8 protein-coding genes are annotated in these 12,254 nt (G+C 60.9%); 1 reads left to right on the forward strand and 7 read right to left on the reverse strand.

Features of this window, described 5'->3' with window-relative positions; all coding sequences use genetic code 11:
• The first annotated feature begins 177 nt into the window (after positions 1 to 177).
• Complete coding sequence (locus KDX39_RS09540) at positions 178 to 933, forward strand: substrate-binding periplasmic protein (RefSeq protein WP_231660147.1); 756 nt, start codon at positions 178 to 180, stop codon at positions 931 to 933.
• Here the strand turns inward: KDX39_RS09540 and yccS are convergent.
• The 7 genes from yccS to betA all read right to left on the reverse strand — a co-directional run bounded on the left by yccS (position 896) and on the right by betA (position 12,214).
• A complete protein-coding gene (gene yccS / locus KDX39_RS09545; protein WP_231660148.1) occupies positions 896 to 3,094 on the reverse strand; it encodes a YccS family putative transporter in 2,199 nt (732 codons plus the stop codon). The two genes, KDX39_RS09540 and yccS, sit on opposite strands and share 38 nt — an antisense overlap.
• Before the next feature lie 114 nt (positions 3,095 to 3,208).
• Positions 3,209 to 4,387 carry an NAD(P)/FAD-dependent oxidoreductase gene (locus KDX39_RS09550; protein WP_099229601.1) on the reverse strand — a complete coding sequence of 393 codons (1,179 nt, stop codon included), beginning with the start codon at positions 4,385 to 4,387 and terminating at the stop codon, positions 3,209 to 3,211.
• A 119-nt stretch (positions 4,388 to 4,506) separates the two neighbouring features.
• Positions 4,507 to 5,886, reverse strand: coding sequence for an ATP-dependent RNA helicase DbpA (dbpA, locus tag KDX39_RS09555; protein ID WP_231660149.1), 1,380 nt, complete (start codon positions 5,884 to 5,886; stop codon positions 4,507 to 4,509).
• 125 nt (positions 5,887 to 6,011) lie between these two features.
• Complete coding sequence (gene mdtD, locus KDX39_RS09560) at positions 6,012 to 7,421, reverse strand: multidrug transporter subunit MdtD (protein ID WP_231660150.1); 1,410 nt, start codon at positions 7,419 to 7,421, stop codon at positions 6,012 to 6,014.
• A 10-nt stretch (positions 7,422 to 7,431) separates the two neighbouring features.
• The gene (locus KDX39_RS09565) at positions 7,432 to 8,757 is read right to left on the reverse strand and encodes a TldD/PmbA family protein (protein ID WP_231660151.1); all 1,326 of its coding nucleotides are present in this window, start codon (positions 8,755 to 8,757) and stop codon (positions 7,432 to 7,434) included.
• Positions 8,757 to 10,199 (reverse strand): TldD/PmbA family protein, encoded by a 1,443-nt coding sequence (locus KDX39_RS09570; protein ID WP_231660152.1) that lies wholly within the window; start codon positions 10,197 to 10,199, stop codon positions 8,757 to 8,759. The genes KDX39_RS09565 and KDX39_RS09570 overlap by 1 nt, the downstream gene beginning before the upstream one ends.
• 314 nt (positions 10,200 to 10,513) lie before the next feature.
• The gene (gene betA / locus KDX39_RS09575) at positions 10,514 to 12,214 is read right to left on the reverse strand and encodes a choline dehydrogenase (protein WP_231660153.1); all 1,701 of its coding nucleotides are present in this window, start codon (positions 12,212 to 12,214) and stop codon (positions 10,514 to 10,516) included.
• Positions 12,215 to 12,254 lie beyond the last annotated feature (40 nt).

Genomic DNA, 12,254 nt, shown 5'->3' on the forward strand with positions numbered 1-12,254 from the left:
CTGATCGTCTGCAAACGAGCCGATCCTGCGCCACGACGAAGCAGTTATTGCTGCCTGTTTTTGACTTGTTTAATAGCGGTTTTGGGTCTTCACTCAGGGTCAGAGTCATCCTTATGAAGGGTGGACTCGCCGTTGTCAGATATCGACCCGGCAAGCTGTCCTTCCAGGAATCAAAGCATGTCGTACCTGCTTCGAGTGTTGGGGTTGCTGGTGATGTTGGCGATGGCATCCGCCAATGCCGGCGAAAGACTGCGCATCGTTGCTGACCCTTGGCCACCGTTCACCGACGCTCTGCTGCAAAACGGCGGGCTTGCGACCGACATTGTCAGTACCGCACTCAAGCGCGCCGGTTACACGGTCGAGTATCAGCAGGTGCCATGGGCCAGAGCCCTGCTGGGTGTGAGAGAGGGGCGTCATGATGTTCTGGTGAATGCCTGGCTCAGCGAAGACAGAAAGCTGATCGGGCAGTTTTCCCAGCCTTATCTGGTCAATCGCATACGCCTGCTCAAGCGCAAAGACTCGCCCATGGCGCCCCTGAATCATCAGCAACTGCACGCCTACCTGATCGCCGTCGTGCGCGGCTATGCCTATTCGCCTGAATTCGACAACGACCCGCTTTTGCAAAAGGTGCCGGTGCAGAATTTCTCCACGGCAATCCGCATGCTGGCGGCCGAGCGCGTGGATCTGGCGATCGAAGACGAATACGTGGCCCGCTACAGCCTGTCGCTGGAGGCGCAGGAAGTACGCGACCGGGTGGAATTTCTGCCCGGCTCAGTGAGCGAGAATGGCCTGCATATTCTGGTCAGCCTGAAGCACCCGAAGCATGCCGAGATCGTCGCGGACTTCGACCGGGAAATTGCCGCCATGAAAGCCGACGGCAGCTATGACGAGTTGTTCAGACGGCATGGTCTGGGACAGCCTGCGGCGCTTTGATCAAATGAGCGGCGAGGGTGCGCAGAGGTGCGAGCTGGCGGCAGATCAACGCGAGCTGGGTCTGCACCAGTCGCTGGCTTTCATCCATCTCTTCCGGTATCTGCTCCAGTTGGGAGGCCAGCGCTTCTTCTTCATCGCTCTGCACGGCAACGCTTTGTTTCTCGGCGAGACCGCGGGCAATTTCGTCGATGCTGGCGGCGAGTCTGGCGCCTGCGCCGTCTATGAGGTACTCGTGAACATCGCCGGGTAGCTGCGTGTCACGGTGCGCGCCCAGGCCGGACAGATAGCTCAGCAGCGTATGCGACAGCACCAGAAAACGGAATCCGACGTCAGCTTCCTTGCGAAAGTGCCCAGGCTCCATGAGCATGTTCGCAAGCGTCGTCGACAGCGCCGCATCAGCGTTGTGCGCGTTGCGCCGTGCCAGCCGATACGCCAGATCGTCGCTCTTGCCCTTGGCGTATTGCTGCATGATCTGACGCAGATAGATGCTGTTGCAGGTCAGGGTATTGGCCAGCACCTTGTTCAGGCGTCGACCCTGCCAGTCAGGCAGGAACAGGAACACCGCAAGGCCTGCGATCAGGCTGCCCAGTAGCGTATCGAACAGGCGTGGCAGGAACAGCCCGTAGCCATCGCCCACCTGATTGAAGCAGAACAGCACCATGACCGTGATCGCGGCCGTCGACAGCGTGTAGCGCGTGGTCCGGTTGACGAAGAACACCACGCCGGCCAGCACTGCGCACATCGATTGCAGAATCGGACTGGTGACCAGATCGAACAACACCCAACCGACGGTCAGGCCGATAGCGGTGCCGATGATCCGCTGCCCGAGTTTGCGCCGGGTCGCGCCGTAGCTCGGCTGGCAGACGAAGACTGTGGTCAGGATGATCCAGTAGCCCTGCGAAGGATGAATCAGGTGCACCATCGCGTAACCGATGGTCAGCGCCAGCGGCAGGCGCAGCGCGTGACGAAACAGCAGGGAAGTGGGCGTCATCTGCAGGCGCAAGCGTGTCCACACGTCCTTGAGGTTGCGTGGCGAGCGGTCCAGCAGGCTGCTGTCCGTGGCATCTGCTACGGCATCCGGGTTGCTGGCGTCGCTGATCAGCCGGTCCAGTGTGGTGAGGTTGGCAGCCAGTGCGCGCAGTGAGCGCAGCAGCCCACGCCAGGCGGGATTGCTCTGAATGCGCAGGTGTTCGAGCGAGGCATGCAGGTCTTCCATGGCCTCGGCAAAATTGGGGTCGTAGACGAACGGCTGACGTAACTGGATGGATTCCGACAACGCCTCGCACGCACTGCCTTGCTGGCGCAGCAGACGCTGACAGCGGAACAGCACGTCGCTGTGGAAAAACGCGTCAGTCAACGAGTTGTAGGGATAGTGCGATGAGCTGGCGCGCTCATGGATGTCCTGGGCGATGAAATACAGCTTCAGGTAGCGGCTGACTTTCGAGCCCGGCCGACCGCTGCCGACCCGATGCAGAATGATTTCCTTGGTCGCGTTGAGTGCGGCGACCACCTTGCCGTTCTGCTGCGCCAGTTCAAGGCGCCGGGCTTCCACGTTCAGGGTACGGATGGGCTCGAACAGCGTCGATTTGAGCTTCAGGTACTGTCCCAGCTCGCGGAACAGTCTGGCCAGCGCCTGCTGCACCGGTTGGTTGGAAAACAGCATCTGCCACAGTACTGACAGCAGGCCGTACCATGCGGCACCGGCCACCAGCAGCATCGGTTCATGCCAGAAATCCAGCACCTCTCCGCCGCGCTGGTCTACGCCTATCATGGTGTAGACCGACAGAATCAGCGTGCCGTAGGCAATCGCGCCGTAGCGCTCGCCCAGTGCGCCGAGCATGGTCAGGCAGAAGCTGGCCAGCGCCAGCGAGCAGACGAACAGCCAGGGGTAGGGAAACAGCAATTCGACGGCGAGGGCGGCAATACTGAAACACACCAGCGTCACGGCCAGCGCGTTGAGGCGGCCTTGCCAACTGTCGTCGGTCTCGGCCAGGGCGCTGGCGATAATCCCCAGGAATAGCGGGATCAGCAAAGCCATTTCGTTCTGATACCAGCACAGCGCCATGCTGCCGGTCAGGGCAATGAAGACTCGAACGCTATAACTGAATTTATCCAGCGCCCACAAACGGCGGAAAGTATGACGAAGCGATTTCGATGCCATGAATAAGCTGACGGCCTTGTGCTCAATTAATCGATCCTGCAGGAGGATATGTACAGACCAAACGGCTGGCTGTACATCCGACTCGCAAAATTTATACCGGCATTCAGTGTTGCGTCACACGTATTGCGCTGCAGCGTAGGCCGATGCCCACGCCCATTGGAAATTGAAGCCGCCCAGGTGGCCGCTGACGTCCAGCACTTCACCGACAAAATAAAGACCGGGCGATTTCAGCGACTCCATGGTCTTGGACGACACTTCACGTGTGTCGATCCCACCCAGCGTGACCTCGGCGGTGCGGTAACCTTCGGTGCCCGCCGGGATGACCTGCCAGCTCGCCAGCTTCGCGGCGATGTCGGCCAGTTCAGCGTGGGTGTACTGCTTCATCGGTTTGGACACGAACCAGTGTTCGGCGATCAGGTTGGCCATCTTCTTGGTAAAGATCTCACCCAGCAGCGTCTTCAGCTCGCTGTTGGGGCGTTCAGCCTGTTGTTGTGCGAGCCAGGCAGGCACGTCGTGATCGGGCAGCAGGTTGATTTCAACCGTGTCGCCCGGCTGCCAGAACGAGGAAATCTGCAGGATCGCCGGGCCGCTGAGGCCGCGATGGGTGAACAGTATGTTCTCGCGGAAACAGGTGTCGTTGCAGCTCACCAGACAATCCACCGAAGTGCCCGACAGCTCGGTGCACAATGCCTTGAGCTGATCGGTGATGGTGAACGGCACAAGGCCTGCGCGCGTCGGCAGAAGCGTATGGCCAAATTGTTTGCCGACCTGATAGCCGAACCCGGTCGCGCCCAGCGTCGGGATCGACAGTCCGCCGGTGGCGATCACCAGTGACTGGCAATCCAGCGTGCCGAGCGTGGTTTGCAGGCGGTAGCCCGAGTCGGTCTTTTCGATCTGCTGCACCGAGGTGTCCATGTGCAGGCTGGCACCGGCCTGACGGCATTCTTCCAGCAGCATTTCCAGAATGTCGCTGGACTTGTTGTCGCAAAACAGCTGGCCGAGCTTTTTCTCGTGATAGGGCACGCCATGTCTGGCGACCATCTCGATGAAGTCCCACTGGGTGTAGCGTGCCAGCGCCGACTTGCAGAAGTGCGCGTTCTGCGAGAGGAAGTTGGCAGGCTCGGTGTACATGTTGGTGAAGTTGCACCGCCCGCCACCCGACATGAGGATCTTCTTGCCGGGTTTGTTGGCGTGATCGATCAGCATCACCTTGCGCCCGCGACTGGCAGCGGTAAACGCACACATCAAACCTGCGGCGCCAGCGCCAATGATTACAACGTCAGTAACGGGCACAGCATGGTCCTCGGGAATCGCCTGCATGGACGCCGCGCGTCCGCTTCTGGAGGTGACGCAATGCGTCACGGGCTGCGTGCCCGGGCGGGAGCGCGGGCACGATCATCATCCTTTTTTGGTTACAAAATCCGCACGCGCAGCGACTTGCCTTTGATCTTGCCGTTGTTCAAGCGCTCCAGCGCCTGTTTGGCCATGCTGCGCTCGACCGCTACGTAAGCCTGGAAGTCGAAGATCGCGATCTTGCCGACCTGCGTACCCGGAATACCGGCTTCGCCTGTCAGCGCACCAAGGATGTCGCCTGGACGCAGTTTGTCCTTGCGACCCGAGCCGATACACAGCGTGGTCATGGCCGGCAGCAGTTTGCCGCCTTCCTTGATGCTCAGTTGATCGTATTGCTGCCAGTTCAAAGGTGCTTTCTGCAGTTCTTCGATGGCACGGGCGCGCTGGCTTTCCGACGGTGCCACGAGGCTGACCGCGATGCCTTTCTCACCTGCACGACCGGTCCGGCCAACGCGGTGGATGTGGATTTCCGAATCGCGTGCCAGTTCGACGTTGATGACCATGTCCAGTGCATCGATGTCCAGACCGCGTGCCGCCACGTCAGTCGCGACCAGCACCGAGGTGCTGCGGTTGGCGAACATCGCCAGCACCTGATCACGGTCACGCTGCTCCAGGTCGCCATGCAGGCCGACGGCAGACATGCCCTTGGCAGTCAGGTGATCGACCACTTCCTGAACCTGCTGCTTGGTGAAGCAGAACGCGACGCAGGAGGCCGGGCGGAAATGGCCCAGCACTTTGACCACCGCTTCCAGACGTTGCTCGGGGGATATTTCGTAGAAAATCTGCTCGATCTGGCTGTCAGCGTGCAGTGCCTCGACCTTCACGGTCTGCGGATCGCGCATGAACTTCGACGACAGTTGTTTGATGCCGACCGGGTAGGTGGCCGAGAACAGCAGGGTCTGACGACGCTGCGGTGTCTGCTCGATGATGTCGGCGATGGCGTCGTAGAAGCCCATGTCCAGCATACGGTCGGCTTCGTCGAGGATCAGCGTGTTCAGGCCGTCCAGTACCAGCGAGCCTTTGCGCAAGTGCTGCTGAATGCGGCCCGGTGTGCCGACGATGATGTGCGCGCCGTGCTCCAGCGAACCGATCTGCGGGCCGAACGACACGCCACCACACAGGGTCAGCACCTTGATGTTGTCTTCCGAACGGGCCAGACGACGGATTTCCTTGGCCACCTGGTCGGCCAGTTCGCGCGTCGGGCACATGACCAGTGCCTGACAGCCGAAGAAGCGTGGATTGATCGGGTTCAGCAGGCCGATGCCGAAGGCGGCGGTCTTGCCGCTGCCGGTCTTGGCCTGAGCGATCAGGTCCATGCCCTTGAGGATCACCGGCAGGCTCTGCGCCTGAATCGGTGTCATTTCGGCATAACCAAGCGACTCCAGGTTAGCCAGCATGGCAGCGGACAGAGGCAAAGTATTGAAAGCGGTGTTTGTCACGACGATGGACCTGCAAAACAAAAATGTCGCGCAGTGTATCAGGTCCCGGGCGCGGCTCAGATGGCGATGTCGATAAATGGCTGTCCAGTTTATTCGGCCCGGTTCAACGGACTGTGGGAGGCGCGTCACATCTTCTTGCGTCCCTCTCCAGCAGGCAGTTGCAGAAAAATCCCCGCCGCGAACATCGCCAGGATGCCGACGCTCAGGAAAGTCATATGGAACGCGCCCAGCACGTCGCTGACCTCGCCTGTCGCCACTTCGTCACTGAAGCCGCCCAGCAAGGCGGCGGCGCTGGCCACCCCCAGGCTCAGCGACAGTTGCGCCACCACCGACAACAGGCCGTTGCCGCTGGCCGCGCTGGCGTCATTCAGATCGATCAGGGTCACGGTGTTCATCGCGGTGAATTGCAGCGAGTTCACTGCGCCCAGAAGCCCCAGGTGCACCAGCAACACCCAGTACGGCGTGTCCGCCTCGACCAGTGCGAAACTCGCCAGCAGTATGCCCAGCAGCAGCGTGTTACTGGTCAGAAGGGTGCGATAGCCCAAATGTTCGATCAGCCAGCGCGCCACGGTTTTGGCGAACATTCCGGCGGCGGCCAGCGGCAGCATGCTCATGCCTGCCTCGGACGGCGAATAGCCCAACGCGACCTGCAGCAGCAACGGCACCAGAAACGGCAGCGCGCCGCTGCCGAGTCGGGCGAACAGGTTGCCCATGATGCCGACTGCGAAGGTGCGGGTACGAAACAGTGAGGGTGCGAACAGCGGCGCGTCGATGTGTCCTGCCCGCAGCCAGTAAGCCGCCAGACAGCCCATTCCGGCGAACAACAGCAGCACCACCCGCATGTGCGGCAGTTTCAGTTCGCCCAGCCCCTCGAGTGCAATGGTGATCAGCACCATGGCCGCGCCGAACAGAATGAACCCGACCCCGTCGAAGCGGGTGCGCCCGCCGCCGGGGATGTCCGGGATGAAATGCTTGACCGCATAGCAGCCAATAATGCCGACCGGGATGTTAAGCAGGAAAATCCAGTGCCAGCTCAGGTATTCCACCATCCAGCCGCCCAGTGTCGGACCGAGCAACGGTCCGATGAGCCCCGGCACCGTGATGAAGCCCATGATCCGCACCAGCTCCGAACGCGGATAAACCCTCAGCACGATCAGCCGCCCGATAGGCACCATCAACGCGCCGCCCAGCCCCTGAATCACCCGTGCACCCACCAGCATGCCCAGCGAGTTGGACAGCGCGCACAGCAGAGAGCCGAAGCTGAACAGCAGGATGGCACTGAAAAAGATGCGCTTGATCCCGAACCGGTCGGCAATCCAGCCCGAGGCCGGGATCAACAGCGCAATGGTCAGCATGTAAGCGATGACCACCGACTGCATGCGCAGTGGGTCTTCAGCCAATGAGTGAGCCATGGACGGCAGGGCGGTGTTGAGAATCGTGCCGTCCAGGCTTTGCATGAAAAAAGCGATGGCGATGACCCAAGGCATCCAGCGAAGGGTTTTGTCGTCCATGACGTGCGTGGCAGAGTTGGCCATAAGCTCCTGACTATAACGTGAGGGTCAATCGGCTTATCAAAGCACCGGGCAATTGAATGGATCCTGTCTGGCGCTGACTGTAGGTACTCGATTGCAGAATGAGTTCCCTTTCATGCGTCAGATCTTCCAGTGCGCTGCCCAGCAGGCTGTAAGCGCTGTCGTCGAAACGCATGGTGCTGACCGGCGCGACGATCTTGCCGTCCTCGACCCAGAAGGTCGCGAAACGTGTCATGCCGGTCAGACGTCCTGCAGCCTGATCGGAGAAGTTCAGGTACCAGAGGTTGCTGATGTACAGACCGGTGCCGAGCTTTTGCAGCACCTGATCCAACTCCAGTGAACCGCCTGCAATGTCCAGCGCACTGGGCCATTCGCCGTAGTCGGCACCGTTGGCCTGCAGGCCGTATTCGGCGGCGCTGCTGGAGTCCACCAGTTGATCGCCCGCTTTGCCGCCCGCGACGAGGGACAGATCCTTGCGCGGGTAGCCCTCACGCGAAAACGCCGGCGACAGCGAACCACTGACCTTCTCCTGGATGCTGACCAATGGACTGAACTGCGCGTCGCCGTTGTACAGGCGCTGCAAAGGGCTGCGTTTGCTGGCAATCGCCTGCGCAGAAAATCCACCCCAGCTCAGCATTCCGATGACTTCGTCCAGCGCCGCCGGAGCCAGATAGGCGCGGTACTGGCCGGGTTCGAGGGTATGCAGCGGGCGACCCAGATAATTCAGTTGCTCGCGGGCCTGCTCGAAGCGACGGCTGAACGCCTCGTTGTCCCAGTCATGACCGGCATAGTTGGCCTTCACGGCCTGACCGTTTTCGTGAAACAGGCTCCAGTCGAAGTTGAAGCTGTTGGCCTGATGCCAGCCCAGCGCACCCCATGAACTGGCGAAACCCCGGTACAGCGGTCCTGAAGCATAGAAACCAACCAGGTCGAGTCCTTGAGCCAGTTCGCTGATCCGTTCCACGACCTGCCCGCTGTCAGGCAGCGGATTTTCCTGCACGTTATTGCTCTGCCACGGCTGCGTGTTGGGCAGCAGATACGGGTCCTGCGACAACAGCGGCAACGTTTCGCGCAGTTGCTGAAGGGCATCGGTCAGACGTTGGGCATCGGTGTCGTTATCGCCGGACAGCGTCACTTCCAGATTGGCGTGGCGGCCGTCATCAATCAGCTTCAAGCTCAGAATGGCCTGCTGCACCTGTCCGGCCTGGCGCACTTGGCCGTGGTTGAAACGAATGAAATCCGACGCCTCGGCGTCATAGGCCAGGGTGAACTGTTCGGTCGGGCGGATGGCCGCCTTGAGCAAGGCGACCAGCGCCTCGAATTGCTGTTGCTGAGTCATCAGGCATCTCCTCCAAACACGTCGACCTGGCTGAAGACACACGCGGGCGTCGCGTGGCCGACCCGGATCACCTGGTTAGGCTCACCCTTGCCGCAGTTCGGCGTGCCCAGCACCTTGAAGGTGCTGGCATCGCCCACTGCGCTGAGGCTCTTCCAGAAGCGTGCGGAAATCGCCCGATAGTTGGGGTTCTTCACCACGCCTTTGAGTTCGCCGTTCTCGATCAATTGGCCCCATTCGCAGCCGAACTGGAATTTGTTGCGCGCGTCGTCGATGGACCACGAACGGTTGCTCGACATCAGAATGCCGTGTTCGATGTTGCCGATCAGGCTGTCCATCGATTGATCACCCGGCTCGATGTTCAAATTGGCCATGCGATCGATGGGCGGTCGGTTCCAGCTGCTGGCGCGGCTGTTGGCCACGCCGTCCAGGCCGCTGCGGTATTGCGACAGTGCGCCACCCAGCGGACGTTGCAGCAGTCCGTCACGGATCAGGAATTGCTTGCTGGCCGCCGTGCCTTCGTCGTCATGGCCGTAACTGGCGAGCTGCTCGGGGATGTCCGGGTCGAACGTCACGTTGAGCAGGTTGGAGCCGTACTGCAGGGTGCCGAAATCCGACATCTTGACGAAGCTCGTGCCTGCGTAATTGCGCTCATCGCCCAGAATCCGGTCCAGTTCCAGTGGGTGACCGATGGATTCGTGAATCTGCAGCACCATCTGGTCCGGCATCAACAGCAGGTCGCGCGGACCGGACGGTGTGTTGGGCGCCAGGATCAGCTGTAACGCCTGATCGGCGACTGTCGCTGCCGCGCCGATCAAACCACAGTTGCTCAGCACTTCAACGCCGCCCTGCTGGCCAAAGTTCTGGCCGCCCAGGCTGCGGGTCTGGCTGTCGGTTCCGTCGTAGGCTGTGACGCTCATGCCCGGAAAGACAAAGCGCTGCGCCTGGCGCAATTCGGCACCTGCGGTGTTTAAGTAAATCTGTTCGACCGTTTCCAGCCCCAGCCCGGCTTCCCAGTTGACGAGCCGGTCGTCTTTCGGGACGGCCGTGGACTCGCTCATCAGCAGGCCGATGCAGTCGCTCAGAGACGGGAAAACCTGGTTGAAATTTGGCGAGAAGTAGTCGGCCTTTGCAGTGGACACGGGCTGTTCGCTCAGGTCCAGCAACGCATGCGACGTCAGGCGGCGAGCCATGGCCTCTGCCTGATTCAGGGCAGTCTGCAGACCGTTTTGGGAAATATCATGGGTCGCGGCGTAGGTTTCGACGCCATTGAAACGCACCGTCAGCATTGCCCCTTCATCGGCGAACAGCGAAGGCGGCTCGGCCACGTTCTTGCGCACAGACAGACGCTGACCGTTTCGACGGACATAACGCACGGAAAAGAATTGCGCATCACTCTTGAGGGCAGCAAACCGCTGCTTGAGCTGAGCGGAGAAATCGAACATGCAGACAAGCTCCTTCTTGAGGGCGGTCGGTGAAGTCCGGACGGTCTTGTGGACCGATTGCCTTGAAGACGGAGATTAACCCGAGGACGGGCCGCGCTGCACCCATAAGGTTGAGATAGACGCTTGCGTGGCCCTTGAAACGATGTATTTGACTGAATGCATACCCCGTAAAAGGTGGTTTGCCGGCGATGGCATCAGTTCATTCACCGATAGGTCGCTTCTTGAAAAGCATCGCCGGCAAGCCGTCTCCCACAGTCCGGTGGTTGCAGCAGGACAGGTGTATGACCCTGGGCGCAGAGCCCAGGCATGATCAATTACGCCTGGTGCGTGACCTCGCGCAGCGGCTTGCCACGCGCTGGCTTGTCGCCAGCCACGAAGTAGTCCGCAGTGCTGCGCGGCAGGGGCTGGCGGCCGCGGATCTTGTCGGCGATTTTCTCGGCGATCATGATCGTTGGTGCGTTCAGGTTGCCGGTGGTGATGATCGGCATGATCGACGCATCCACCACGCGCAGGCTCTGCATGCCATGCACACGACCCTGGCCATCGACCACGGCCATCTCGTCGGTGCCCATCTTGCAGGAGCATGACGGGTGATAGGCCGTCTCCGCATGTTCACGCACGAACTGGTCCAGCGCCTCGTCCGACTGCACGTCAATACCGGGGCTGATTTCACGACCACGGTACGGATCCAGCGCAGGCTGCTGCATGATTTCGCGTGTCAGGCGGATGCCGTCACGGAATTCCTGCCAGTCCTGCTCGGACGCCATGTAATTGAACAGAATGCTAGGGTACTCGCGCGGGTCCTTGGACTTGACGTGCACGCGGCCACGGCTTGGCGAACGCATCGAGCCGACATGAGCCTGGAAACCATGCTCTTGCACGCCCTTGGTGCCGTTGTAGTTAATCGCTACCGGCAGAAAGTGATACTGAATGTTCGGCCACTCGAACGCTTCGCTCGAACGGATAAAGCCACCGGCTTCGAACTGGTTGCTGGCGCCGATGCCGGTGCCGAGGAACATCCACTCTGCACCGATTGCAGGCTGGTTCCACCACATCAGGGAAGGGTAGAGCGACACAGGCTGAGTGCAGGCGTATTGCAGGTACATCTCCAGGTGATCCTGAAGGTTCTGACCGACGCCCGGCAGATCGTGAACCACAGGAATGTCCAGCTTGTTGAGCAACTCGGCCGGGCCGACGCCGGAGCGCTGCAGGATCTGCGGCGACGCGATGGCGCCGGCACACAGCAGGACTTCCTTTCGGGCACGGGCTTCATGGCGGGTGTCGCTGTCGCCCACCAGATACGCCACGCCTGCAGCACGCTTGCCTTCGAACAGGATGCGGTCGGTCAGGGCATGGGTGACGATGGTCAGGGTCGAGCGCTTTTTCGCTTCGTCCAGATAGCCACGCGCCGTGCTGGCGCGGCGGCCCTTGGGCGTCACGGTGCGGTCCATCGGGCCGAAGCCTTCCTGCTGATAACCGTTCAGGTCGTCGGTACGCGGGTAACCGGCTTGTACGCCTGCTTCGACCATGGCGTGGAACAACGGATTGTTGCCGGCCTTGGGCGTGGTGACGCTCACCGGACCGTCGCCGCCGTGGTAGTCGTTGGCACCGATGTCGCGGGTTTCGGCCTTGCGGAAGTACGGCAGGCAGTCGAGGTAGCTCCAGTCTTCCAGACCGGGTTCCTTCGCCCAACCGTCATAGTCCATCGCGTTGCCACGGATGTAGCACATGCCGTTGATCAACGACGAGCCGCCAAGGCCCTTGCCGCGACCGCACTCCATACGGCGGTTGTTCATGTGCGGCTCTGGCTCGGTCTCGTACGCCCAGTTGTAGCGGCGGCCTTGCAGCGGAAACGCCAGCGCCGCAGGCATCTGGGTGCGGAAATCCAGGCGGTAGTCCGGGCCACCGGCTTCCAGCAGCAGAACGGTGACGCCTTCGTCTTCGGTCAGACGGGCTGCCAGAGTGTTACCGGCCGAACCGGCACCAATGATGATGTAATCGAATTCCTGGGACATAAATGCGCCCTCTTCAAGGTAGGTGGGGCAAATGCAAATC

The sequence above is a fragment of the Pseudomonas sp. CDFA 610 genome, assembly GCF_021147865.1.
Classification (GTDB): domain Bacteria; phylum Pseudomonadota; class Gammaproteobacteria; order Pseudomonadales; family Pseudomonadaceae; genus Aquipseudomonas; species Aquipseudomonas alliivorans.

Bases quoted from the DNA above. Each gene is read 5' to 3' on its own strand.
- KDX39_RS09540 (WP_231660147.1), top strand. From the start codon at position 178: ATGTCGTACCTGCTTCGAGTGTTGGGGTTGCTGGTGATGTTGGCGATG.
- yccS (WP_231660148.1), bottom strand. From the start codon at position 3,094: ATGGCATCGAAATCGCTTCGTCATACTTTCCGCCGTTTGTGGGCGCTG.
- KDX39_RS09565 (WP_231660151.1), bottom strand. From the start codon at position 8,757: ATGACTCAGCAACAGCAATTCGAGGCGCTGGTCGCCTTGCTCAAGGCG.
- mdtD (WP_231660150.1), bottom strand. From the start codon at position 7,421: ATGGCCAACTCTGCCACGCACGTCATGGACGACAAAACCCTTCGCTGG.
- KDX39_RS09570 (WP_231660152.1), bottom strand. From the start codon at position 10,199: ATGTTCGATTTCTCCGCTCAGCTCAAGCAGCGGTTTGCTGCCCTCAAG.
- betA (WP_231660153.1), bottom strand. From the start codon at position 12,214: ATGTCCCAGGAATTCGATTACATCATCATTGGTGCCGGTTCGGCCGGT.